Genomic DNA, 24,693 nt, shown 5'->3' with positions numbered 1-24,693 from the left:
ATATTTTGGATATACAAGGGGTAAATTGCAATTGCCCCCTACAAGACCGTATTAAATTTGTAGTTTGGTTAGTATATTTCTCCCAAACACCTAAAAAAGCAGACAATTTTATTTATTATCTGCTTTTATTTATTATCATAATTAATTATTGCAATTTGGTTTGGCTACGCTCTTCTATGCTAAGCTGTACGCCTTGACCAAGCCCTTTGCCAACCTGAATGCCTAAGCGATCAAAAACTTTTTTCATAGGATCTACATAAGTGTAGCTGACCGAATGTTTGACTTCAAGCTCTTTTTCTAGCTTGTGTAAACTGCCAATTTTATCCGCCAGACCAAGTTCCACAGATTGTTTGCCTGTCCAAAACAGTCCAGTAAAAATCTTGTTTTGTTCAGGATTTTTAAGTTTTTTGCCACGCCCTTCTTTGACCGCTTCAATAAAGTTTTGGTGCGTGGTATCTAGTAGGGCTTGCACATGGGTACGTTCCTCATCAGTCATCGGACGAGACATGGATAAAATATCCTTGTATTGTCCTGAGGTTATGGTGCGGTCTTGAACGCCAACCTTTTTAAGAAGTTCTTCAATGTTGTAGCCTGACATAATGACACCAATAGAACCTACAAGGCTTGATGAATTAACCCAAATCTCATCAGCAGAGCTTGCAATATAATACGCCCCAGAAGCACCAATATCGCCAATAATAGCATAGAGTTTTTTGTTAGGATTTTCTTTTCTAAGCTCCATTGCCATTTGCCAAATTTCATCAGACTGCACAGGTGAGCCACCCGGTGAATTAATGGCAAGCACCACCGCTTTGGAGTTTTTGTTTTTAAATGCCTCAATCAGTGCCGAATTAATGTCGTAAGCATTGGCTTCGCTATCGCTGGCAATCACACCATTGACCTCTACCACCGCCAAATGTGGTTCGTTTGCTTCTAATGGCATCGCACTGTTATGAGTCGGACTGCATCCACGCCCCATCAGAGCAATCACAAACACCACATAAGCAAAAGTCAGTAGCTTAAAAAATATACTCCAACGTCTAGCACGGCGTTGTTCGTCAATACTCGCCATGAGCGTTTTTTCTAAGAGTCGCCATTCTTGACCTGTGGGTACAGTGGGTAATGGTTGGTGGGATTGAGGGGTTTGATTAGGTTGTTTGTCAGGGTTTGGTGGCCATGCCATGAGTTTTTCCTAAATTGATAAAATAATCTATTTTAAACCAAAATCGCCCAAGATGATAGTCATGATACAATTTTAGAACAACTTTTCACGCATTCGTCTGCGAGATTCTGGGGTATCTTTATCCAGATACAGTACCTGCTTGGGAGCAAATGATGACAACGCTCGCTCATCTACATCATGCCCTGTGTGCGTTAGCCAAACATCTGCTGTTTGTTTGTCATGACACATCTTATCATACATCTGCCACGCCATGCCATCGGTTGCTCCGTTGATGACAAATCGCTTTACACCATTCTCCTGCACCTCACCATCAGCCATCAATCCTACCCATGTAGGTGTGTATTGACTCTCCACCATCACACTACACCCCCACACTTTATCATCATTAATCTGTGTCCAACCTGTCAATACCGACACCGTCAAACCTGCTCCCTGCCATGTTTTATCTGCCACACATTCACTCATGGTTGACTTGCCAGCTTGCCAATGCTGATAAATGGCAAAATTTTCACGCAGTCGTTCCACACTTTGAGCAAGCATGGGGCTAGGTGTTTGGACGATAACGCCTGTCAAATGACTGATTTGGTGCTTTTTTAACAACTCGGTTAACTCTTTGGCATGATGCACACCATCCATTCGTCCGCCAAAATCTGACATCACAAGCCAAACCAACTCTCCACCATCAACATCAGGGGCGGTTTGGCGAATGAGTACTCGGCTGATTTTGTTATCATCGCTGGGCAAACTTTGCACCAACAAATCTGCCTGTATGAGAGGTTTTTGCAAGACAAACATACAGCACGTCAATGGCACAATGGCAAATTTTCGCCCAATCATCGGTACGACAAAACACGCCACCGCAAGCATCAAAAACACCACACCCAACCCACCAATGCTATGATACAACCAAAATTCACCGATGGTTTGTAACAATTTTAAAAAATCATTGAGTACACCCAAAATAACAGTTGAAATCCCCCACAGCATATCTGCAAGGGGTGGCACAACCACAAAAAGCACGCCTGCCAACAGATTAATCGGCACAATCACCGCCCCAAACAGACCCACCGCAAATAGATTGACGACAAGCCCCCACAGTGATACCTTGCCAAACAAGAATACCGATAATGGCAACATCACAAAAAATAAGTAAGTTTGTAATTTTATCAAACCGACCAGTCGGTCTTTAAATCCACCAACCGATTGAGCAAACTCATGTTCACCGTATCGCATAAGCAACCCAACCGCCACAAAAGACAACCAAAACCCTGCTTGCCACACCATGACAGGGTCAAGCCAAATCATGCCAAGCCCCACCCACAGCAATACGGTCATAGACGACATGGGCAGTGCCAAACGAGCAACCACAGTCGCCATGATTAGCATATACACTGTACGCACGGCTGGCACATCAAATCCTGTAAACAAGGCATATATCAAACTTGCCCCCACCATGACAACAAGACGAATTGTCGTGCGTGATATGCGTTGATAGAGCCATGCCCATTTATCCACAAGATGACACACGCCCCAAGCAAGCCAAATTGCCAAAAACACCACGTGTGTCCCCGAAATCGCCAAAAGATGACTGATTCCACCAAACTGGTACAACTCTTTGGTTTCTTTGTTTATTAATGCCCTATCACCTGTCAAAAGAGCAAGCGTAACCGCTTTTGCTTCTCGCTTTTCTACACCAATAGTATGCCAATCTTGATAAAAATGCTCTCGCAAACGTTGACGCAAGCCCTGCAACCGCCCAACAAAAGTCGGCTCATCAGGCGTGATTTGTCCATCTATCGTGAGGATTTTGGCATTGGCATGAATATGGCGAGTGCGTAACCAACGCCCACTATCAAATCCTGTGGCACTTTTATCAGGCACAATGGGCGAAATGGTCAACGTCATGGTAGCTTTGGTGTCTGGGCGAAGCTGATTAAGTACAGACCAGTCTTGTTTGGGATTTGCAAATGCCGAAAGCATGACGGTCATTTCTTTGGGTAAGGTGGGCGTTTCTTTGGGTGTGATTTCAGGCGTATAAAAGGGATTGAGTGCATCTTTGGCATTATTTGCATGTTTGTGGGTATTTTCCACCAACACCAAGTCGCTCAAAATCGCCTTTTGCCGATAATGCGTTTGCAAGGCTTTATCATAAACGCCATCACTAATTTCATCAACATGAACAGTTGCTTGTACGGTATAACTTTGGGCGGGTATAGACTGCTCAAAGGCAGTTTGAACAGACACAGTACGTACTATAAATAGCCCAACCGCCATACTCATCAGCACCACTATCATACCATGACTGACAAACTTGATTGGGGCTGTTTTGGGGGCTAAATTGGCAAATTTTGACCACAAAAAAGCACACCCCACAAGGGATATGCTCATCAGCCAAAACCACACACCATGCTCTAAATTTGCCACATTCAAGGTCATGGGCAAAGTTGGCAATACCTGCAAAACAGCAAAAACCACCCCTACTACCAACAACCCAAACAACCAATTCATACTTAACCTTAGGTGATTTGAAATGGCAAACCAAGCAAGGCTTGTATCATCACCACATCATCAGGGTAGGTAAGTTTGATGTTTTGGCAAGAGCCAATGACGATTTTGACCATTTGCCCAAGCTGCTCAAATCCGCTTGCTTCGTCAGTAATCATCAAACCTTTATCACACACATCATCAAGCATGGCAAGCAACGCCCCTGCTTTAAATACTTGTGGCGTTTGGGCTTGATATAGATTTGTACGGTTGATGGTATGTTTGATGTTGCCATCTTGGACAAATTTGAGTGTATCGGCGACAGGTGTTGCCAAAATCGCCCCAACTTCATCAGTCAAGCCATCTAAAACACAAATAAGGTTGTTTAAATCTTGTTCAGGCAAACAAGGTCTTGCACCATCGTGGATAAGTACCCAATCATCAAAACTGGCACCATTTTTCATGATGTGTTCTACCCCAGCTTTGACCGACAAAAACCGCTCCGCACCACCTGTGGTGATGTAGATAGGCTTGTCAAAATCAAATGTTAAGGTACTGGCAATCTCATCATCTTGGGCGATAACAAGCGTCAAATCAGCAATACATTCATGGTTTAGGCAAGCTACGCTATGCTCCAAAATCGTTTTATTGCCAATGGTGGTATACTGTTTGGGCAATGCCGATCCAAAACGACTGCCACGCCCTGCCCCAACAATGAGTGCATGAATGTTCGCCATATTATTGCCCATCTGGTATCAAGGCATCAACAGGCTCAACCGCACTTTTACTGTCTACACCCACCGCCTTTTGGCGACTGTATGCATTAGGAGCAACCGACAACTGAACAAAAGTTTCACCAGGTTTAATCAATCCCAAATCAAGCCGAGCATGCTCCTCTATCGCTCCTAGACCCGTTTTCAAATCCTCAACATCTGCTCGCAAAATGGCATTGTAGTTGCGTTGCTCTAAATTGATACGCTCTTGCTCACGCAATTCTTTTTTAAGCTCGGTCAAACGCTCATGCCCAAATTCACCATGCCAATAGCGATGTTGAAGCATGAGCAATACCACAATGCCACAAATAATGAGCAGACCATACCCAAACGCCTCAGGCGAGAGTTTGGGTGGTTTCATTTTGACAACAGCAGATTTATCTGCTTGGGTACCAGTCATCTTAACACCAATCAGCCACGCAATCCAATAAATTCATCACGCCCACGGAAACTTGCGGTAACCATTTGTTCAATACGAAGAAGCTGATTGTATTTGGCGACACGGTCGCTGCGGCACAAAGAACCTGTCTTAATCTGCCCTGCCGCTGTCCCTACCGCTAAGTCGGCGATGGTTGAGTCTTCGGTTTCGCCAGAACGGTGGCTAATAATGGTGGCATAGCCATTTTGTTTGGCAAGGTAAATGGCATCTAAGGTTTCAGAGAGTGTGCCAATTTGATTGTATTTAATCAAAATGGCATTGGCGATTTTTTTGTCAATGCCTTCTTGCAAAATCTTAGGATTGGTAACAAACAAATCATCGCCAACAAGCTGAACCTTATTACCAATCTGCGAAGTCAAATACGCCCAGCCGCCCCAATCGCTTTCATCAAGCCCATCTTCAATAGAAATAATCGGATATTGGCGAGTCAAATTCGCCAAATAATCAGCAAAGCCTTGACTATCAAACGCCTTATTGCCCTCGCCTGCTAGGATGTATTGACCATTTTTATAAAATTCGCTAGACGCACAGTCTAGTGCCAAATAAATGTCCTTGCCAGCCGTATAGCCTGCCTTTTCAATGGCTTGTAAAATAACGGTAATTGCCTCTTCATTAGAACGCAGATTGGGAGCAAAACCGCCCTCATCGCCCACAGCTGTGTTTAATCCTTGTGCCTTTAATACTGATTTTAGGGCGTGGAAAATTTCGGTGCCTGCACGCAAACTTTCGCCAAAACTATCAAACCCCACAGGCTCAATCATAAACTCTTGAATATCAACGGTATTATCAGCGTGTGCCCCACCATTTAGGATATTCATCATCGGCACAGGCATAGACAGCGAGCTTTGCCCACGCAAATTGGCAATATATTGAAAAAGCGGTACATTGGTTGCTACTGCTGCCGCCCTTGCCACCGCCAAAGAGACCGCCAAAGTGGCATTCGCCCCCAAATTGCCCTTATTGTCCGTACCGTCAAGGTCAAGCAAAATTTTGTCAATGTTGGCTTGATTGGTAACCGTTTTGTCCAAAAGGGCAGAGCGGATTTGGCTATTGACATTGGCAACCGCCTTTTTGACGCCCTTACCCAGATAGCGAGCCTTGTCGCCATCACGAAGCTCCAATGCCTCACGAGAGCCTGTGGACGCACCAGAGGGTGCAATACCACGCCCCATCACCCCATTTGCCAAAATCACATCGGCTTCAATGGTGGGATTGCCACGAGAATCCAAAATCTCACGGGCAACAATATCTTTGATTTCAAGTTGGTTGTCGTAATTTTCAGCGTACATCGCAAAATCCTTATATGGGGGAAAATTTTCAAAATTATAACACAAATTTTGGCTCATATAAACCAGTTATTCAAATTTGGCTCGCCCCATCAGCGAAAATTCACAGCCATTATTTTTTATAAAAACAAGGTGTTTTTTGCTTAAAATATGATAGTCACTAAAATGCACGCCCTGCCCTGTTTGCAAACTTGGCGAACCGCTCCATTCACTCGCCATTAACTTTTCGCCAAAGGTTTTTTGCAATTCATCAAGGCTTGGGCAATATTCTGTTTTAAAAGTAATGACAATATTTTTATGCACTTCACTTAAATCACGCCCACCAAACGACACGCTATAAGAAATGGACTGGATTACTTGATGGGTGTGGATTGGATAAGTATATTCAATGCGATTATCATACGCCACAGGTTGATGTTTTACCCTATCAATTTCATCTTTAAGGGTTAATTTTTCAGCTGTTTTGGTTAAATTAAAAATATCGCCATTTTCTGCTAATGAGACAATTTGTTTAACGGTATCAATACTACTATTGGCATAAGCATTGGTTACCAATATTGCCATTAAAGGAAATGATAGAAATTTTTTCATTTTAAAATACCTTAATTAAATTCAATTCTTTTTTGATAACTTAAAGCACAACCAAAAATAATCACATTTTCTGTAAAATTTTTAGTATCACCAAAATAATAACTGGTAACCACCAAATCATCTCTAAATACCGTTTCATTATCCATATGAACTGGGATTGGGTCAATCGCTTTAAAAGCCTTTTGCCCAATCATTTTTTCGTACATTTCTACATCAAAGCAATATTTGTCTTTAAATTCAAATTCAACGCCATATAAAATCTCAGCATCATTAATACTGCTATCAAAATAAACAAAACGACGAATAGAAAACAAAGGGTTTTTATCATCATTGACAAAATGTTGAGCTTCATAACCCAATGGCGTTTTCTCAAAATATTCTAATTCATCAATCTTGGTTAAATTCAATTTCTCACGAATTGCTTGAATGCTCATTTGCTTATTTTTATCAATTAGCTCATTGATGGCTTTTAAAGTATGTTGAGTTGCTATTTTATTATCCGCATAAGCATTGGTTGCCAATATCGCCATTAAAGGGAATAAGAGAAATTTTTTCATTTTCAAATATCTTTATTTCAATTAAAAATAAAATTTACCATTATCCATTTACACCGCCAAATTCCATTAAAAAATCATCATTAATTTCAACATTAAAGGTGTGTCCGCCAAAATAATCAGGTTCAGTTACCAAATCCACACTTAGCGTTATTTCATCATCAAAAAATACAGCATAAACTGATGATAATAAAATACTTTGGCAAACTTTCTCATAACTGACAGATTGCGTTAAAACTGTACCATCATATAGCTTGGCTTTACCATATTTTTTAACTTCATCTTCAATCCAATCATTAAAATTTTCCACAAAATCTTCACATTCTAAGGCAAAATCAATGACTGGCTTTTTATTATCATTCAACCATATTAAATGCTTGATTATTTTATCAACCTGTTGTTGATTTGGCAAAGTATCGCAAAATTCATCTTCATCTAAGAAGACTTCAATTTCTTGCCCCCAAATTTTGGCGGTTGCAGTGACTTCACCTGTTTCATCACTAAATGGTGTTAATTGAATGGAATTTGTCATTTTTACTGTCCTATTTTTAAAACAGCAAGAATACATTATCCTTGCCATTTAACATCAATGCGTATCAAGCACCTCAAAGCCCTTAACCAAATTATCTTGGATTAGGATTACCATATTCATCACATAAAGGATTTTTTTGACCCGCCAATGATGATTTGATTTTTACCAAGCCCTCTCGCTGATCAAGATTGGCACGATAAGCGTGATCGCACAGCTCTTGCCAATGCATATAATCTAATTGATTCATCGCCTGATTATACTTTTCCATATTAAATTTAGGACATTGAATACGCTGACCTGTACCTTTTAAAGTACAATAATACTGCACTTGCGGACACTGGGTATATTCTCCCACAATCGCCCCACCCATCGTTTGCGTTACCCTCTGACAAGGCGGTTGATAAGTATTGATATCATAGTCAAGCGGACTTAAATGTTCATAAGGATTGGAAGTGGTAGCACACGCTGTCAATATGGCAGTCATCAGCGTGATTACAATGGTATTAATGGCTAATTTCATTTTAAAATCCTTCTAAAAATTATTGGGGGAAGTATAAAACCACCCCAATAATCTAACACAAATTTTAATGCGTATCTAAAACCTCAAATCCTTTCACCAAATTACCCAATTCTTTAATTTGGCATAAAAATAATTTTAATTGAGCAGATACATCACAAGCAAAATCAAGAATACAACATCGGCAATTGCGAAGTGTAATAGTCATTTTCATTGCGTTCATCAAATGCTTTGGCTAATTTTCTAGCCTCAGTTAATAATTTTGACTTTTCGGCAATGTCCAATTTTGATGCCTCAATCACAAATAACATTTTTTCAAAGGGCGATTCACATTCTTCAAATAATGCCTTACTATCATCATAAATTATTTTTGCAATATCAGTCTCGCCAAGCAATATTGCCACACGCATAAACTCAGCAATGGGTCGCATAAATTGCCCTTGACTTTTTACCAATTTATAACCACTTTCCAATAGCTCTTTGGCTTTTTGTCGTTGTTTGGTATGAAAATAAGCCTGTGCGATTAAACTGTTGGTAACTTCTGGCACTTCGCCACATTTTACTGACCCATTTAAAATCTGTTCTGACCATTCTAAGGCTTTATCATAATCGCCCAAAAATACATAGGCACGAATAATATCATCAACTTGGCACGCCCAGCAGTCATCAAAATGACTTGCTTCTGCGTCAATCCATTTATTCAAATAAGTTTCAACAAGTTGATGATTACCCATTTTAATGCCTTGCATTACCACCAATTTGTATAAGGAACGCTCGCCCAAATCAAAAATATGGGTATAATAGTATCCCAATAATTTTAAATAATCATCAACTTGCTTTTTAATAATATGAGAGCTTTCTACAATATCGGATACCACCCATTTAAAATACCATAATATTGGAGCTTCTTTAATTTCAATAAATCGCTCATCTACTTTAGCATAACCAAAAATATCTTCATAATATACCGTCAGCCAAGCCACACTGTCTTGCCATAACTGTGTATTTTTAATTGGTGTCGTTTTTTCAGCAACATAATGATAACTTTGCACCACCTCAAAATGTAGCTTACATTGTTGATAAAACAACCCAACCGTATCAATACCCAAAGTCTTATCAAGGCATTGGGCAACGATTTCTAAGATGGTTTTGGTATCATTTAAGTCTTTGCGTAACTGATTGACCTTATCAGCAATAGGCAAATGATTGTCAAATGCCTCATCTAAACGCTGTTTAAACTTATCTTCACTCATACCATCATTAAGAAAATCAAATAAATTCATATCCTATCCTTTTTTAAATCAATGCGTATCCAAAACCTCAAATCCTTTGACCAAATTATCCAATTCTTTAATTTGGCGTAAAAACGGTTCTAATTGGGAAAGTCTTAACGCACACGGACCATCACATTTGGCTTTATCAGGGTCTGGGTGGGCTTCTAAGAATAGCCCAGCAAGACCCGTTGCCATTCCTGCTTTGGCAAGGGTGGTAATCTGATGACGGCGACCGCCCGCACTGTCGGCTCGTCCCCCCGGTGTTTGTAGGGCGTGGGTTACATCAAAAAACACAGGGACATTCATCGCTTTCATCGTATCAAAGCCAAGCATATCCACCACCAAATTATTATAACCAAAGGAAGTGCCTCGCTCGCACAAAATCACATTATCATTACCAGCCTCCAAACATTTGTTGATGATATGTTTCATCTCGTGCGGAGCTAGAAATTGGGCTTTTTTGATGTTAATCACCGCCCCTGTGCGAGCGATGGCACTCACAAGGTCGGTTTGACGAGAGAGAAATGCAGGTATTTGTAAAATGTCTGCCACTTTTGCCACAGGTGAGGCTTGATAGGGTTCGTGAACATCGGTGATGATGGGTACGCCGTACTTTTCTTTGATGTCGTTTAACCATGTCAATCCTGTATCTAGGCTAGGGCCTCGAAAGGAGTGTAGGCTTGAACGATTAGCCTTGTCAAAACTGGCTTTAAACACATAACCAATTTGTAGTTTTTTGCAAATCTCAATATAAGTCTCAGCAATCTCAAAGGCGAGTTCTCGGCTTTCTAAAACATTCATACCACCAAATAACACAAAAGGCAAATCATTAGCGATTTGAATATCGCCTGATTGGGTGGATAATTCAATGGTAGATTTGGCGGTCAGTGTCATGATAAATACCTTTTAAATTTAAATTAATTTCATTCAGTTAAATAAATGGGTTGATGATGGTTAATTGATTGTCAAGTGTTTGAGTGTGGTGTATACCCTAAGAATATAAATTTTAACTAATTTTAAGGTAGTGGTTTAATATAACAAACATCCCACAATCAAACTTCAAATCCAATAATGATTTTACCTAAACATTATCAAAAATATTATCCAAAATTGCCAATTTTCTCTCATTTTCAGACAACATACTGCTATCTAGCATCATACCAAATCATTTGTCGTTATGATATAGTATCACTTGCTCAGCTTCTTGCAGAATTATGCCATATCATAATTAACCATCTCCTGTATGTAATTTCAATCATCTCACTTCCATAGATAAACAGGGCGAAAAACGCCCCATTTATTCTATCATTTTTACTTTGCTGTTTGCAACTTGACCGTCGCACCAATAAAAGCATTAAACAATGAATGTCCGCCTCTTGGTGAGCTTGTAAATTCTGGGTGATATTGCACCGCTACAAAGAAGGGGTGGTTGTCAAGCTCTACCGTTTCTACCAAGTTTTGTTTGGCAGAGTAGCCAGAGATTTTTAGCCCCTTTTCTTCAAGGGCTTCAATATAGCGAGAGTTCATCTCATAGCGGTGGCGGTGGCGTTCAAAAATGGTGGTTGCACCATAAATTTGAGCAAGGCGAGAGCCAGCAACAAGATGGGCTTCTTGTTTGCCAAGTCGCATTGTACCGCCCAAATCGCTATCTAGCGAGCGAATTTGTAAATCGCCTTTTTCGTCAAACCATTCGGTAATCAGACCGATAATTGGATTGGCGGTTTTGCGATCAAATTCGGTGGAATTGGCTTCAAGCCCCAAGACATTGCGAGCAAACTCAATCACCGCCAGTTGCATTCCCAAGCAAATACCCAAATACGGCACGCCATTTTCACGAGCATAGCGAATCGCCATCATTTTGCCAGCCGTTCCTCGTTCGCCAAAGCCCCCCGGTACAAGCACTGCGTGGCACGCCTTTAATTCGTTCATTAAGCTTATGTCGGTTTCTAGCTTTTCGGCATCAATATAGTGGATTTTGACACGGGTTTTGTTGTGAATGCCTGCGTGTAGTAGGGCTTCATTGACGGATTTATAGGCATCTGGCAGTTCTACATATTTGCCAACCATCGCCACAACGACCTCACCTTCGGCATTAAATAGCCCATCAATGACCTTATCCCAATCTGATAAATCCGCTTTGGGACAATCAAAACCAAATCTTTGACAAACCAGTTCATCTAGCCCTTGTTCAAAAAAGGTGTAAGGAATCTCATAAATGCTTCGTGCGTCTTTGCACACCGCCACTGCCTGTTCTGGCACATTGGTAAATAGGGCGATTTTGCGTTTGGTGTCGGTATCCACATCGTATTCGGTACGGCAAACCAAAATATCAGGCTGAATGCCAATAGAGAGTAGCTCTTTGACAGAATGCTGGGTTGGCTTGGTTTTTAGTTCTTTGGCAGATGAAATATAGGGCAAAAGCGTCAAATGCATAAGCATTGTATTTTCACGCCCCAATTTAACCATCAATTGTCTAACCGCTTCCATAAAGGGCAGGCTTTCAATATCGCCCACCGTACCGCCAATCTCAATCATCGCCACATCATAGCCTTCGCCCGATGCCAAAATACGGCTTTGGATTTCGTCTGTGATATGGGGAACAACTTGCACGGTTTTGCCAAGATAATCGCCACGGCGTTCTTTGGCAAGCACCGTTTGATAAATCCGCCCACTGGTAAAATTGTTGGCTTTGGACATTTTAGAATGTCTTAAAAAGCGTTCATAATAGCCCAAATCAAGGTCAGTTTCTGCCCCATCTTCGGTAACAAAGACTTCGCCGTGTTCAAACGGACTCATCGTGCCGGGGTCCACATTGATATAAGGGTCCATCTTGGTCATTGTAACCTTAAGACCACGAGCTTCTAGCACGGACGCCAAAGACGCCGCCGCAATGCCCTTGCCCAAAGAAGAAACCACACCACCTGTTACAAAAATAAATTTAGTCATACAAATCATCGCTTACTGGTAAAAGCGAATTTTACTAAAAATTGGTAAAAAAATATAGAGCTATCGCACAAAATCTAAAAAAAAAAATTCTACCATAAAAAATCATGACACAACCAAATCTTTTATGCTACAATAAAAATTCCCTTTAAAAGCAAATTAGGAAGTGCATATGTTAAAAAAACTTATCATGGCTAGCACTCTAGCTTGTCTGTCAGTCATGGCTTATGCCAATGATGTCAAATACCTACTTACTAGCCATGTCTTAGACACCAATGCTGGCACGCCTGCTACCGGTGTTAAGGTACAGTTGTTCAAACAAAATGGCAACAAATGGGAAGAATTGGACACAAAGGCCACCAACGACAACGGTCGTATCCCCAACTTTCTACCACAAACCGACCCCAAATCAGGCGAAGGTGTCTACAAGTTGGTGTTTTTCACACGTGATTATTACCAACAAAAAGGTATTCACACCATCTATCCTTATGTTGATGTGATTTTTGAACTTAAAAACGATGGTCGCCATTACCACATTCCGCTTACACTTTCTCCATACAGTTATAGCACCTATCGTGGTAGCTAGGCGATGAGATGGTTAAGGTATTGTTAATTAAGAATACTTTTCTTTGAAAACCGTTCGTGGTGAGCTTGTCGAACCGCAACGGTTTTCCCACCCGCAGGCATAGCTCAGGGCGAATGGGAAACCTTAAAATATATTTTAATTTAACAATGTCAGCGTTAAATTCACCTTTAACGCTTTTTGTATTTTTAGCCCACAAAATTAGCCTGCAAAACTGGCAAACAAATCATACTCGCTGGCCTCATCAATGGTAACGGTCAAAAACTGCCCCACTTTGACCGTCTCATCGATATTATCAACATAGACATGACCGTCAATGTCAGGGGCGTCTCCATGACTGCGACAAATGGCGATGTTCTCATCGGCGTCAATTTCATCAACCAAAACCACCATCGTGCGACCGACTTTCTCTTGGAGTTTCTCCTCGCTAATCGCCTGTGCCACCGCCATAAACCGCTCATAGCGTTCTTGTTTGATGGACTCTGGTACAGGGTTTGGTAAGTCGTTTGCCACCGCCCCATCAATGTGTGAATAAGTAAAACAACCCACACGGTCAAGGCGAGCTTTTTTGAGCCAGTCAAGCAGGTAGAGAAAATCCTCCTCCGTCTCACCCGGAAAGCCTACCACAAAGGTCGAACGAATGACAATGTCAGGGCAAATTTCACGCCACTTGGCAATGCGTTCTAGGGTATTTTCGCTCATGGCAGGGCGTTTCATTGCCTTTAATACAGAGGGGCTGGCGTGCTGAAATGGTATGTCAAGATAAGGCAGTAGCCCTCCTGTGCCACCGCTGGCTTTCATGCTGTCCGCCATGATTTGTACCACATCGTCCACATGCGGATAAGGATAGACATAATGCAGTCGCACCCAAATACCAAGCCGTGCCAATGCCTGACACATATCAAAAAACTTACTGCGAATGGGCTCACCCTGCCAAAACGCCATTTTATATTTTAAATCAACGCCATAAGCAGAAGTATCTTGGCTGATGATGAGTAGCTCTTTGACCCCTGCTTTTTTAAGGGCAACTGCTTCATTCATCACGCTGTCAATAGTACGAGAGACCAAATCGCCACGCAACGAGGGAATGATACAAAAAGTACAGCGATGATTACAACCCTCGCTGATTTTGACATAGGCATAATGAGCAGGGGTGAGTTTCACGCCTGCATCATTGATGAGGTCGATTTTGGGGTCATAAGTTTTGGATTTTTTTGGTTTTGGTACATGGTGCGTTACGGCTTTGACCACCTCATCATAAGCATGAGCCCCTGTTACCGCCAGTACCGCAGGGTGCATGGTGCGAATTTTTTCGGCATCTTTACCCAAACAGCCTGTTACGATGACTTTGCCGTTTTTGGTGATTGCCTCGCCGATGGCATCAAGACTCTCTTGGACGGCAGACTCAATAAAACCACAAGTGTTCACCACCACCAAATCCGCCCCATCATAATCTTTGGCGACTTGGTAGCCCTCTTTTGTCAGTTCGGTAATGATCCGCTCGCTATCCACCAGTGCCTTAGGGCAACCAAGTGAGACAAAGCCCACTTTGGGTGTTTTAACAATTTCACTGGATACACCACCATCAGGCTTGGTGATGGACATGAGGGGCGAGTTTGACAAATCACCACTTTGGTCGATGGTGCGGTTTTGGTTGTGGTTGGCTTTGTGGTGGTAGCCCACTTCGCTAGGATTTGGATTTTTGGGATTAAAAGTTTGAACGCTCATGGTATTTTGGCTAAAGATAAAACTTGGCTGATTAAGAATGGGTTTGGGTAAATGGTTTTACCTTGATGATAAAATTGGTTATGTAGGGACAAATTGCATTTGCCCTATTTTAACTTTGATGATAGTTGGTCAATGACATTATCCAACATTTTAAAATTTTAAAATGCACCCAACGAACTTAAAATATACCACCGATTGTAGAGGTCAATTGCAATTCACCCCTACCACCGAGAAGGAATTTTGTGGTCATTTTAAGGTTGTTTTGGTATAGATAAGTAAACCAACTACCAAATTTTAAACAATTTTTAAAAAAAAAATTTTAAAATCAACATAACAAAAAACCTGCCATAAAAGCAGGTTTATAGATGGTGGGGTCGGAGAGACTCGAACTCTCACGGGTCGCCCCGCTGGAACCTAAATCCAGTGCGTCTACCAATTTCGCCACGACCCCAGATTTGTATCAAGTTGTCTTGATGTGGCGTATTATAGAGTATTTTTAAAATTTGGCAAGCGTTTTTTATAAAAATTTTAAAAAAGTTTGTAAATTATTGATTTAAAATATCTTTTGAGGTAATAAATTTCACCCCAACTTCTGCCATATCCGCCATCGCCTTATCCAGTGAGCCATCGATGTCAATGGGAGCGGTAGCGTCCGTGATGACCGTACAATCAAATCCAAACGCCACCGCATCCATCGCCGTCCACGCCACACAAAAATCGGTAGCAATGCCCACCACATAGACCGTATCAATGCCACGCTCACGCAAATAGCCCGCCAGCCCTGTCCTAGTCGCCCTGTCCGCCTCCATGAATGCCGAATAGCTATCAATGTCTTGATGAAAGCCTTTGCGGATAATCAGCTCGGCTTTGTCTGCCTTTAAATTGGCATGAAAATCAGCATCGGTCGTGCCTTGTATGCAGTGAGCATTCCAAAGCACCTGCGTACCATAGGGTAGCTCTATGGTGTCAAATGGCTTTTTGCCGTCATGATTTTGATAAAAAGAAATGTGGTCTTTTGGGTGGTAATCTTGGGTCAAAATCACTGTATCAAACTCATCAATCAAGCGATTGACCGTTGGGATAATATTATTTGCCCCCGCCACCGCCAAATTACCACCGATAAAGCCGTTTTGTACATCTACGACAAGTAGGGCTTTCATGAGTTGCTCCTTTTATGTTGATTTAAAAAAAACCAACCATTTCAATGATTTGTCAATTTGCACGATTTAATAAGGCGGTAACAATCGCCGAAATCCGTGCAATAACACCACACCCAAAAACAGCAAATTTCTACACAAAGTACGCACGCCAGCGAAGGCAATGGGTCTTTGTGAAACTTGGGTGTGTTGGACGTGGCAGGCTTGCTCGCTCAATTTTAACAAAAAAGTCGGACGAATCACAGGCTCGCACCACCGCCCCATGTCGGTCAGTTGGGCGTAGTGATTGATGCCCACAATCCCCCCAAAAATCGCACAGGTGGTGTCGGTATCGCCCCCTTGACGAATGAGCCACGCCATGCCTTCAAGCGGTGCATGACGAAAATGTCGCCACGCCCAAAACACGGCAGGAACGGTGTCATACATATAGCCTGTGATGCCACGCTCATTTGGGGTGTAAGTGCTTGATAACTCCCACAATTCTGGGTCAATGTGGCACGACAAAAACACCCAAATCTCCTCCTCGCTCCACTTAGCATGACGAGCCTCCACCCACGCCAAAAGTGCCACCAAATACGCACCGTGTTCGGCTTTGGGGTCGGTGTGGGTAAGCGTGGTGCTGATGTGGTTGAGCGTTTTGAGCATCTGCAAATCCTCACACAGCACACCAAGCACGGACGCACGCATGGCAGAGCCGTTACCAGCCGAGTATACGCCTGTTTTGCATCCAAACATATCCACGCCCAAATACATCTTGACAATGCTCCGCCCTGTTGCCATGCCAATGCCAGCAGGCAAATGAGCAAGCCACAGCATGAGTTGCCTTTTGAGCGAACGCCCAAACCGCATAGGGTTGCCCCCACTGGCAATGAAGGCTTGCACCGTCATCACCGCATGGTCGGTGTCATCCGAAATCATACCACCTTTAATGAAAGGAATGAGAGCAAACTGCGTGCGATTGCCAAACATTTTGTGAATACGGCGTGCAGACAAACCCTCATAAGGCAAACCATACATGTCGCCCACCGCCGTACCGATGAGCGAGCCGTAGAGGAGGTTTTTCACCAATAATTCTCCACCGCAATATTACCCACACCACGCCGATTCATCGTTAAGCCCTTGTTTTTTAAAGACTCTTTGGTATCGTCCACCATCTGCGGATTGCCACAGAGCATGACATGGGAAGTGGCAGGATTTAAGTTTAAACCGACAAAGTTTTCAAGTTCGCCACTGTCTATCAAGGCAGGAATGCGAGCATTTAGGCAACCGTCCACTTTTTCACGAGTGATAATCGGCACAAAATGCAGGCGAGCAGGGTTGTCAGTCAGTTCGCTAAACTGCTGATTTAATTCATGAATTTTATCCAAATAGGCAAGCTCCGCCTGCGTTCTGGCACTATATACCAACACGATGTCGGTATAATTTTGCCAAGTCGTCAAATCCCCAAGCATGGATAAAAATGGAGCAAGTCCCGTGCCTGTTGCCAGTAGCCACAAATCTTTGGGGGTAGGTTCTTGATAGCGAGCAAGGGTCAAAAAGCCAAAGGGTTCTGGGTTTAGATACAAAGTATCCCCCACCGCCAAATGTTGTAGTTGGCTAGTAAATGCCCCATCAGGCACCACCACGCTAAAAAACTCCAAACACTCATCATAAGGGCTAGACACCACCGAATAAGCACGGAAAATACGTTCATCAGGGGCGTTTTGAGTGTTTTTTAATTCACTAGGATTGACCCCAAGCCGTACAAATTGCCCTGCATCAAAGCGAAAAGAGTCAGGGCGAGTGGTGGTAAAGCTAAACAGCGTGGGGGTGATGGGTGTTTTGGATAAAACGGTGATGGGGGTGGCGTTTTGGTCGGACATGGTTCGTTCTTATACTTAAAGTTAATGACTATTGTAGAATAATTGGAGAAAAAAGTAAAATAAAGGCTGACAAAAACCAGTTTTTACCTGTTATTAATTTACTAAATCATATAAAAATCAACCATTTAAATTAATCATAACAAACGGTTTTCCTTTAACCATCACAATTTTACAAGATTATCGAGTAAATGTTGTCAAGGCACTAAAATTTAAGATATAATGCCAAAAACAAGGAGTTATTATGACTGCAAAAATTTCCATCACTTACAACCCCCTACTCACCAAAAACAAAGCTCAGTTTTTATTTGATGGTAAAGTGCCAAATGACAAAAGCATTTGGCGTACCTATAAGGATATGACCTTACAATCTTGGCTTGGTTCATTTTTTAGTGAGCTGAGTGAGCATTATGGTTATAACAAAAAACCATTTTCTTTAAGTCTGCAGTTTACAGGACTTGATGTGGATTGTGAAGATATGGAAAATGCCGTTCGTGAAGCAGAGCAACAAGGCTTCAAGATAACTTATACGCCTATGGTGATTAAGCCAAATGCCAGCAAGCGACTAGAAAATTTACAACAATTCATCAATCAACTTGAAAGTCTAGAGCAATACCAAGAACGCATCAAAACACACGCCAAGCTCAATATCGCTCGTGAAAATGTTGTGGATATTTTTGTGGTGGCAACCATGTCATCGGGCAAATCCACTTTTATCAATGCCTTATTGGGCTGTGATTTATTGCCAGCTCAAAATGAAGCAACTACTGCTTGTGTGGCGGAGATTACTCACAACCCAGAGTTACCTCAGGGTATATTCCACGCTTATCGTTTTAACAAAAACAATGAACTATTAAACGAACAAAAGCTAGATTTAACAAAACCTGATACCGCAAAAATTGCCCGAGACTTATTATCTGACTGGAATAAAAACACCGATAGTGACACAGATAATAACAGCAAAACCAGCACCATTAAATTAGAAGGTAATTTTATTGGCATTAAATTATCTGCCAAAACCAAATTTAGAATGAGCGACACACCCGGCCCCACCAACTCCGCCAACGCCAATCATAAAATCATTACGCTCAATAAAATCAAAGACACAAAACAAAACCCATTGATTTTGTACATCATAGATGGTTCTAAAATTGCCGATGAAAGCGACCACCAATTACTCTCCACCATTAACAAAGTCATTAATGAACAAGGGAACTTAGCAAAAGAAAGATTTATCTTTTTGGTTAATCGTATGGATGAGTTTTTTGGGAAAGATGAAAACATCAGTAATACCTTGATTTGTGTCAAACAATATTTAGAAAAGCATGGTATTATTAACCCAAAAGTTTACCCCATTACTGCAAGATTAACAAAATTATGGCGTATAAATAAATTAAATAGTCATTTAATTGATGAAGATGATGAAGATACATTAGATGGCTTATGCAAAAAAATCAATCGCCAAGATGATAGAAATCTCATAACGCATATGCCCTTAAACCCAAGAGTCAAAGCAAAAATCAGCAAACTAGACGATACGCCATTATTGCGTTCTGGCGTACCAGCGATTGAGCTGATGATAAGTGATTATATTGAAAAATACAACGAACCCTATCGCATCTCTCTGATGGTGGAAGCCCTACAAGAGATATTAAACGACATCAAGCCAGAGCTGGACAATATCCTACAATTAAAAGACAAAAAACAACACGAATTGGACGAGCTTATCCAAAAGATTCGTGATGCCGAAAAAAAGTTTCAGCACTCTGATAAATTTGATAAATTTATCGCTGATTTACAGAGTGCAGAAGTAGGATTAAGTGATAAGACTGCAGAGTTTTTTGTCAACACCAATAAAAAGTTTGAACAATTATTAGAATCTTCTGGTCGGCACTTTTATCAAATGGACAGTAAAGAGAAAGCCCACCAAGCATTGATGAGTGTCAGAAAAAAATTTTCAGATTTACTTGATGACTTTTTATCGGATTTAATTACCATAGACAAACAAAACCAAGAAAAAGTCTTGGCAGACATTCGTGGTCGCTACCAACTGTTTATCAAAGAAACCTTTGATGAATATTTTGATGACATTCCGCCAAACATCATTTCAAATTTATCCAAACAATCGATGAGTCTTGACCATTATTTTCAGCTAAACAGTCGCTATGTCAATATTAGTTATGAAGATTATCAAGCGTCTGTAAAAAGAGGTGGTTTTTGGGGCAGTATTCTTGATTTATTTCATACCAAAAAAGAAACTCGCACCAGAACAATAACAAAGGTTCAACTTGATAAGTTTTGGCAAGACACCTACGTTCAGATTGGAATAGACATTCGCAATAAAATAGATGCTCTGTCTGAACAAGTCAAACAGAATGCCAGACAAATAGCCAAAAATTATTGTCAGCAACTACAAGAGCAATTTGAAAGCAATATGGCAATGGCGATTGAAACCCTTGCTCAAAAATCACAAGCTGACCGCTTGCAGCACGAACTTGAGTTGGCAGAGAGACAAATAAATCAACTTAATGAATTTGAACACATGCTACAAGCAACTTTAAGCATTTAATCACCCTTAACCAACGAGAGAATTTTTATGAGCACCAACACCCATGAATTGCAACAGGCATATGAACAAAAAATTGCCGAATACGCCAACAATCCAGACGAACGCCTAGTGGAAGCCTTAAATGACGGCAACTCTGGTATGGTACAAGCACTATTGAGATTGGATTTGCAAAATCCCAATGTCAGCTTTGAGGAATTGGTGATTAAATCCTTATACGCCCAACAAGTCAATGCTGATATTTTTAAACAATTTGAAATTTCAAAGCTACACAAAGATTTTGAGATTGATGAAAGTTTATGGGACGAAGATTATTTTTTAACTCATAAAAGTTATCTGACACTGAATTTTTCCCTTGAAAGAATCATTCATTTGGCTCATGTCAAACACAAATTAACAGGCAATCAACCCAAAAATACAGACCAAGTTGAGCAGGTGGTGGTCAATCAAAGAGAACATCAATCAAAAGGTTTTGAAAAATCCTTTATTGAGCATACCTTTGAACAAATACAAAACATCGGCAAAAATACCGGTCAGTGGGCAAAGGAAAATCCCAAAACTGCCGTTTGTATTGTTGTAGGAATGGCATTACTTGCCTTGTTTGCTTTATGGTAAGGGGAATATTATGACAAAAAATGCCGTCATAACGCTGGATAATTTTAATGAGTTTTTAGATTATAACATCAATGTGGGCAGTGATTGGTTAAATAAGTCTTATTTAACCAATATCAACCAATACAACATCATACCCATTCATGATGAACAAAAAATCAATCAAAATACAGACATTCGCCTATATCGGTTGGGGCGAGTGGCTCTGCACAACAAACAATCAATGACCGAAAGCCTAACCGCTCTGTATCAAACGCTGGGCAGTTTTGGAGCAAGTGTGTTTTTGTATTTGGATAGCAAAGGGGGCTTAACTGATATTTATTTGGGGGTTAAAGCCAAAAACGGCAATGAAGCTGGCAAATTACTAGAAGCGAGCCTAAATGGACATTTTGCAGGCAGTGATTATCAACAAATATTAAGTGATGAGCTTGATGAACAAGAAATTTTATCGCCCCTGTCAGCAGAACATTGGCAATCTCGCTGTGTCAGTAGTTTATCATCAGTATCATCATTGGCAGTTGATGAGCGAGAGCATTTTGTGCAAGGGCTAGAAAAGTTTATTGACTCAGCTGAGCAACACGAATATCAAGCCCTGATTTTGGCAGAGCCTGTATCCACCGATGAGCTTAATTATCTTAAAAGTCGCTATGAATCTATGGCGACAGCATTGTCTCCCCTTGCCAAACAAACCCTATCCTATAATGAAACATTGGGACAAAATGTGGGGGTTAATATCAGCCACAGCGTCAATGAGAGCTTTACCCAGACCGAAACCACAGGCACAAACAAATCCACTTCCAACAGTAAAGGTGTATCCCATACCGACACAAAAGGTAGTTCACATACAGGCGGAGCTTATATTGGCGGTATGACATCAATAGGTGGTGGAGGTGTAAGTTATTCCTATGGTACAAACCAAAGCACATCAACAGGTACCAGTGAGACTATTAGCACCAGCGAAGGCATGAGCAGTTCTAGCTCAGCAGGCAAGACAGATGGCAAAACCGACACCACAGGTTATAGCACAGGCACATCAAGCAGTCAATCAGGCACACTTGGCATAGACATACAAAACAGAGCTGTCAATGAATTACTCACCCAAATCGATGTACACTTAACACGCCTAAATAATGCCAGAAGCTATGGGGGCTGGCGAACAGCCAGTTATTTTATCGCCAAAGACAGCTATGTTACTCAAAGTTTGGCAAGTATGTTTGCGGGCAACACTCGTGGTCAAGAATCCTACATAGAAAATACCGCTACGAATACTTGGGATAGTCATTCATCAAAACCTATTTTTGAATGGCTTGAAAACTTTGCTCACCCACACTTCTCTGCCAATGAATTAAATCAATTGAATTTGGGCGACATTACCCCCGCCACCCTAGTTTCTGGTAAAGAAATGGCATTACAACTGGCTCTGCCACGCCATTCCACTTCTACCGTAACGGTGGTGGAAGCTACTCCATTTGGTCGGCAGATTCAAAGCACCAATTTGCACAATGATAATCCTAGTCGCACACTCACACTCGGTCAAATCCGTCATCTGTGGACAGATTTACCACAAAAAGTAACGCTTGATGTTGATAAATTATCAGGGCATTTATTTATCACAGGAGCAACAGGTTCTGGTAAGAGTAACACGGTTTATCATTTATTAAATGAACTCAATAAGCAAGAGATTAAATTTTTAATTATTGAGCCTGCCAAAGGTGAATATAAACATATCTTTGGTAATCGTTCCGATGTTAAAGTATTTAGCACCAATCCAAATATGAGTGATTTATTAAAAATCAACCCATTTAAATTCCCAAGTACAGGTCACAATCCAATTCATGTACTCGAACACATTGACCGTTTGATTGAAATTTTTAGTATGTGCTGGTCGATGTATGATGCAATGCCAGCCATGCTCAAACAAGCACTATTAAAGGCTTATGAATTAAGCGGTTGGGATTTGGATAATTCTATCAATTATTACGACAACAATTTATTTCCAAGTTTTATTGATTTATTGCAATGCTTGGAAAGTGAAATTGAAAAATCAAATTATTCTTCTGAAATTAAGAGTAATTATAAAGGTGCATTAATTACTCGTGTTGCGTCATTAACAACAGGTTTAAATAAGCAATTATTTAGTGCTGATGAAATTGATGATAACATTTTATTTGATGAAAATGTGATTGTTGATTTAAGTCGTGTCGGTTCGCAAGAAACCAAATCTTTGATTATGGGCATTTTGGTATTGCGTTTAAATGAGTACCGTATGGTGAATGCAGTTCAAATGAATACGCCACTTAAGCATATCACAGTTTTAGAGGAAGCACATAATCTATTAAAAAATCATACTACTCATAGTGAGCATGGTTCTAATATCGCAAGTAAATCGGTAGAATTGTTAAGCAATGCGATTGCTGAAATGCGAACTTTTGGCGAAGGGTTTATTATTGCTGACCAATCGCCAAATGCGGTGGACATTTCCGCCATTCGCAATACTAATACCAAAATAATCATGCGTTTACCTGATGAAACTGATGGTAGATTAATTGGTAAAGCATCAGGACTAACAGATGAGCAATTACCTGAAATTGCCAAATTACCGCAAGGTGTGGCTGTCATTTATCAAAATGATTGGTTAGAGCCTATTTTGTGTAAAGTGTCGCATTTTGATATAATTGGCAATAAATATCACTACATTAAAGATGTAAATGATATACAGAAAAGGCAAAATACTGAGTTAGCAAAATTTATACTGGGTCATTCAGACTATAATAGAAACATTGTTCAAGTAGGTGTTTTAAATAGCAATATTGCTATCAAAGAGAAATTAGCATTATTAAATGCCTTTAATCAAATGCAAAAACCATTTTCAGAATGTGTGATTGATAAATTATTAGAGGCATTAACTATTAAGAATACCATTGAACAATATATCAGCAATCAACAGAATGTGGATTGTAAAGATATTTTATCTCACTATATATTTGATGAACAAAGTATTTTTGAAAAGGTTCATGCTCATCTAAAACACCAAATCAAAAAAGGAGTATTTAATGATTGAGAAATTTGCTCAATCCATAGAATTATCCAAAATTGTCAATGATATTGGCAAAAATATTTTCGATAATTCAAGTAGATTTGACAATACCATTAGTTCTTTTTTGCCACGCAGTGGCACATGGAGCGGAGAAAAAGGTAATTCGGTTTGGTTTCCAAACAAAGATGAAATACCAAAAAAAGACAATCCCAATGACAAAACATGGGGTGATATTTTAAAAGAATATCAAATAGAAGGTATTGAATTCAATGATGGCGAACCCAATTTTGATGATATTAAAGTGGCGGAAGTCCAGATTGATAATTTTACCCCAGACCGTACCAAAAATTTCCCTCAAGCAGACAAAGAACTTGCCAAGCAATGGACAGATGAAGGTAAAGATGGCAAAACTTGGACAAGTCGAGACATTGCAGAGTGGAGAAAAGAAAATAATTGCACTTGGCACGAATGTAAAGACTGCAAAACAATGCAGTTAGTACCAAAAGAAATTCACAACAATGTCCCTCATGCTGGCGGAATTTCAGAAGCCAAAAAACAAAGTTAAGTAGCACCCA

General features: G+C 40.7%; 21 protein-coding genes and 1 tRNA gene. 5 read left to right on the top strand and 17 right to left on the bottom strand.

What is annotated here, in order from left to right; translation table 11 throughout:
• Window positions 1-145 precede the first annotated feature (145 nt).
• From sppA to pyrG, 12 genes are all read right to left on the bottom strand, one after another.
• Window positions 146-1,183, bottom strand: coding sequence for a signal peptide peptidase SppA (sppA, locus tag MOB01S_RS05595; RefSeq protein WP_066802500.1), 1,038 nt, complete (start codon window positions 1,181-1,183; stop codon window positions 146-148).
• A gap of 72 nt (window positions 1,184-1,255) precedes the next feature.
• The gene (locus tag MOB01S_RS05590) at window positions 1,256-3,691 is read right to left on the bottom strand and encodes a ComEC/Rec2 family competence protein (RefSeq protein WP_066802498.1); all 2,436 of its coding nucleotides are present in this window, start codon (window positions 3,689-3,691) and stop codon (window positions 1,256-1,258) included.
• Window positions 3,692-3,699: 8 nt separating this feature from the next.
• Window positions 3,700-4,404, bottom strand: a complete 705-nt coding sequence (gene ispD / locus MOB01S_RS05585; protein ID WP_066802514.1) for a 2-C-methyl-D-erythritol 4-phosphate cytidylyltransferase — start codon at window positions 4,402-4,404, stop codon at window positions 3,700-3,702.
• 1 nt (window position 4,405) lies between these two features.
• Window positions 4,406-4,840 (bottom strand): septum formation initiator family protein, encoded by a 435-nt coding sequence (locus MOB01S_RS05580; RefSeq protein WP_245640003.1) that lies wholly within the window; start codon window positions 4,838-4,840, stop codon window positions 4,406-4,408.
• An 11-nt stretch (window positions 4,841-4,851) separates the two neighbouring features.
• A complete protein-coding gene (gene eno, locus MOB01S_RS05575; protein ID WP_066802510.1) occupies window positions 4,852-6,168 on the bottom strand; it encodes a phosphopyruvate hydratase in 1,317 nt (438 codons plus the stop codon).
• Window positions 6,169-6,234: 66 nt separating this feature from the next.
• Window positions 6,235-6,756 (bottom strand): hypothetical protein, encoded by a 522-nt coding sequence (locus tag MOB01S_RS05570; protein WP_066802497.1) that lies wholly within the window; start codon window positions 6,754-6,756, stop codon window positions 6,235-6,237.
• Window positions 6,757-6,767: 11 nt separating this feature from the next.
• Entirely contained in the window at window positions 6,768-7,313 is a 546-nt protein-coding gene (locus MOB01S_RS05565) for a hypothetical protein (protein ID WP_157073908.1), read from the bottom strand.
• Window positions 7,314-7,353: 40 nt separating this feature from the next.
• Complete coding sequence (locus tag MOB01S_RS05560) at window positions 7,354-7,842, bottom strand: hypothetical protein (RefSeq protein ID WP_066802493.1); 489 nt, start codon at window positions 7,840-7,842, stop codon at window positions 7,354-7,356.
• A gap of 91 nt (window positions 7,843-7,933) precedes the next feature.
• Entirely contained in the window at window positions 7,934-8,362 is a 429-nt protein-coding gene (locus tag MOB01S_RS05555) for a hypothetical protein (protein WP_066802490.1), read from the bottom strand.
• 164 nt (window positions 8,363-8,526) lie between these two features.
• Window positions 8,527-9,642 carry a MalT transcriptional regulator family protein gene (locus tag MOB01S_RS05550; protein ID WP_066802489.1) on the bottom strand — a complete coding sequence of 372 codons (1,116 nt, stop codon included), beginning with the start codon at window positions 9,640-9,642 and terminating at the stop codon, window positions 8,527-8,529.
• Between the two features lie 18 nt (window positions 9,643-9,660).
• Window positions 9,661-10,527, bottom strand: a complete 867-nt coding sequence (kdsA, locus tag MOB01S_RS05545) for a 3-deoxy-8-phosphooctulonate synthase (RefSeq protein WP_066802483.1) — start codon at window positions 10,525-10,527, stop codon at window positions 9,661-9,663.
• 417 nt (window positions 10,528-10,944) lie between these two features.
• Entirely contained in the window at window positions 10,945-12,579 is a 1,635-nt protein-coding gene (gene pyrG, locus MOB01S_RS05540) for a CTP synthase (protein ID WP_066802481.1), read from the bottom strand.
• Between the two features lie 169 nt (window positions 12,580-12,748).
• Between pyrG and uraH the strand changes: the two genes are divergently transcribed.
• Entirely contained in the window at window positions 12,749-13,162 is a 414-nt protein-coding gene (gene uraH, locus MOB01S_RS05535) for a hydroxyisourate hydrolase (protein ID WP_066802479.1), read from the top strand.
• A 198-nt stretch (window positions 13,163-13,360) separates the two neighbouring features.
• Here uraH and rimO read toward each other — a convergent pair whose 3' ends face one another.
• The 5 genes from rimO to MOB01S_RS05510 form a co-directional block, all read right to left on the bottom strand.
• A complete protein-coding gene (gene rimO / locus MOB01S_RS05530) occupies window positions 13,361-14,764 on the bottom strand; it encodes a 30S ribosomal protein S12 methylthiotransferase RimO (RefSeq protein ID WP_066802508.1) in 1,404 nt (467 codons plus the stop codon).
• Window positions 14,765-15,253: 489 nt separating this feature from the next.
• Window positions 15,254-15,338 (bottom strand) — tRNA-Leu (locus MOB01S_RS05525).
• Between the two features lie 94 nt (window positions 15,339-15,432).
• Window positions 15,433-16,047 (bottom strand): bifunctional nicotinamidase/pyrazinamidase, encoded by a 615-nt coding sequence (pncA, locus tag MOB01S_RS05520; RefSeq protein ID WP_066802477.1) that lies wholly within the window; start codon window positions 16,045-16,047, stop codon window positions 15,433-15,435.
• Between the two features lie 66 nt (window positions 16,048-16,113).
• Window positions 16,114-17,109, bottom strand: coding sequence for an ADP-ribosylglycohydrolase family protein (locus MOB01S_RS05515; protein ID WP_066802476.1), 996 nt, complete (start codon window positions 17,107-17,109; stop codon window positions 16,114-16,116).
• Complete coding sequence (locus MOB01S_RS05510) at window positions 17,106-17,906, bottom strand: ferredoxin--NADP reductase (protein ID WP_066802474.1); 801 nt, start codon at window positions 17,904-17,906, stop codon at window positions 17,106-17,108. Before MOB01S_RS05510 ends, MOB01S_RS05515 begins: the two co-directional genes overlap by 4 nt.
• A gap of 241 nt (window positions 17,907-18,147) precedes the next feature.
• Here MOB01S_RS05510 and MOB01S_RS05505 point away from each other — a divergent pair, with 241 nt between their 5' ends.
• The 4 genes from MOB01S_RS05505 to MOB01S_RS05490 are packed head-to-tail and all read left to right on the top strand — an operon-like array spanning window position 18,148 to window position 24,683.
• Window positions 18,148-20,472, top strand: a complete 2,325-nt coding sequence (locus MOB01S_RS05505; protein WP_066802472.1) for a dynamin family protein — start codon at window positions 18,148-18,150, stop codon at window positions 20,470-20,472.
• Window positions 20,473-20,499: 27 nt separating this feature from the next.
• Window positions 20,500-21,084, top strand: a complete 585-nt coding sequence (locus MOB01S_RS05500; protein WP_066802470.1) for a hypothetical protein — start codon at window positions 20,500-20,502, stop codon at window positions 21,082-21,084.
• A gap of 10 nt (window positions 21,085-21,094) precedes the next feature.
• Window positions 21,095-24,142: an ATP-binding protein gene (locus MOB01S_RS05495; RefSeq protein WP_066802468.1), complete on the top strand. Its 3,048-nt coding sequence runs from the start codon at window positions 21,095-21,097 to the stop codon at window positions 24,140-24,142.
• A complete protein-coding gene (locus MOB01S_RS05490; RefSeq protein ID WP_066802466.1) occupies window positions 24,135-24,683 on the top strand; it encodes an HNH endonuclease signature motif containing protein in 549 nt (182 codons plus the stop codon). The genes MOB01S_RS05495 and MOB01S_RS05490 overlap by 8 nt, the downstream gene beginning before the upstream one ends.
• The last annotated feature ends 10 nt before the right edge of the window (window positions 24,684-24,693 follow it).

The organism is Moraxella oblonga NBRC 102422 (assembly GCF_001598275.1).
GTDB lineage: Bacteria > Pseudomonadota > Gammaproteobacteria > Pseudomonadales > Moraxellaceae > Moraxella > Moraxella oblonga.
The sequence above is the reverse complement of the archived record's forward strand: the minus strand, read 5'-3'. Positions and strand labels throughout refer to the sequence as shown.

Excerpts from the sequence above, each read along its gene's own strand:
- kdsA (WP_066802483.1), bottom strand. The coding sequence starts at position 10,527 with ATGACACTGACCGCCAAATCTACCATTGAATTATCCACCCAATCAGGC.
- uraH (WP_066802479.1), top strand. The coding sequence starts at position 12,749 with ATGTTAAAAAAACTTATCATGGCTAGCACTCTAGCTTGTCTGTCAGTC.
- MOB01S_RS05505 (WP_066802472.1), top strand. The coding sequence starts at position 18,148 with ATGACTGCAAAAATTTCCATCACTTACAACCCCCTACTCACCAAAAAC.
- ispD (WP_066802514.1), bottom strand. The coding sequence starts at position 4,404 with ATGGCGAACATTCATGCACTCATTGTTGGGGCAGGGCGTGGCAGTCGT.
- eno (WP_066802510.1), bottom strand. The coding sequence starts at position 6,168 with ATGTACGCTGAAAATTACGACAACCAACTTGAAATCAAAGATATTGTT.
- MOB01S_RS05490 (WP_066802466.1), top strand. The coding sequence starts at position 24,135 with ATGATTGAGAAATTTGCTCAATCCATAGAATTATCCAAAATTGTCAAT.
- MOB01S_RS05580 (WP_245640003.1), bottom strand. The coding sequence starts at position 4,840 with ATGACTGGTACCCAAGCAGATAAATCTGCTGTTGTCAAAATGAAACCA.
- rimO (WP_066802508.1), bottom strand. The coding sequence starts at position 14,764 with ATGTCCATCACCAAGCCTGATGGTGGTGTATCCAGTGAAATTGTTAAA.
- pncA (WP_066802477.1), bottom strand. The coding sequence starts at position 16,047 with ATGAAAGCCCTACTTGTCGTAGATGTACAAAACGGCTTTATCGGTGGT.
- MOB01S_RS05590 (WP_066802498.1), bottom strand. The coding sequence starts at position 3,691 with ATGAATTGGTTGTTTGGGTTGTTGGTAGTAGGGGTGGTTTTTGCTGTT.
- MOB01S_RS05510 (WP_066802474.1), bottom strand. The coding sequence starts at position 17,906 with ATGTCCGACCAAAACGCCACCCCCATCACCGTTTTATCCAAAACACCC.
- MOB01S_RS05500 (WP_066802470.1), top strand. The coding sequence starts at position 20,500 with ATGAGCACCAACACCCATGAATTGCAACAGGCATATGAACAAAAAATT.
- MOB01S_RS05550 (WP_066802489.1), bottom strand. The coding sequence starts at position 9,642 with ATGAATTTATTTGATTTTCTTAATGATGGTATGAGTGAAGATAAGTTT.
- pyrG (WP_066802481.1), bottom strand. The coding sequence starts at position 12,579 with ATGACTAAATTTATTTTTGTAACAGGTGGTGTGGTTTCTTCTTTGGGC.
- sppA (WP_066802500.1), bottom strand. The coding sequence starts at position 1,183 with ATGGCATGGCCACCAAACCCTGACAAACAACCTAATCAAACCCCTCAA.
- MOB01S_RS05555 (WP_066802490.1), bottom strand. The coding sequence starts at position 8,362 with ATGAAATTAGCCATTAATACCATTGTAATCACGCTGATGACTGCCATA.
- MOB01S_RS05495 (WP_066802468.1), top strand. The coding sequence starts at position 21,095 with ATGACAAAAAATGCCGTCATAACGCTGGATAATTTTAATGAGTTTTTA.
- MOB01S_RS05565 (WP_157073908.1), bottom strand. The coding sequence starts at position 7,313 with ATGAAAAAATTTCTCTTATTCCCTTTAATGGCGATATTGGCAACCAAT.
- MOB01S_RS05560 (WP_066802493.1), bottom strand. The coding sequence starts at position 7,842 with ATGACAAATTCCATTCAATTAACACCATTTAGTGATGAAACAGGTGAA.
- MOB01S_RS05570 (WP_066802497.1), bottom strand. The coding sequence starts at position 6,756 with ATGAAAAAATTTCTATCATTTCCTTTAATGGCAATATTGGTAACCAAT.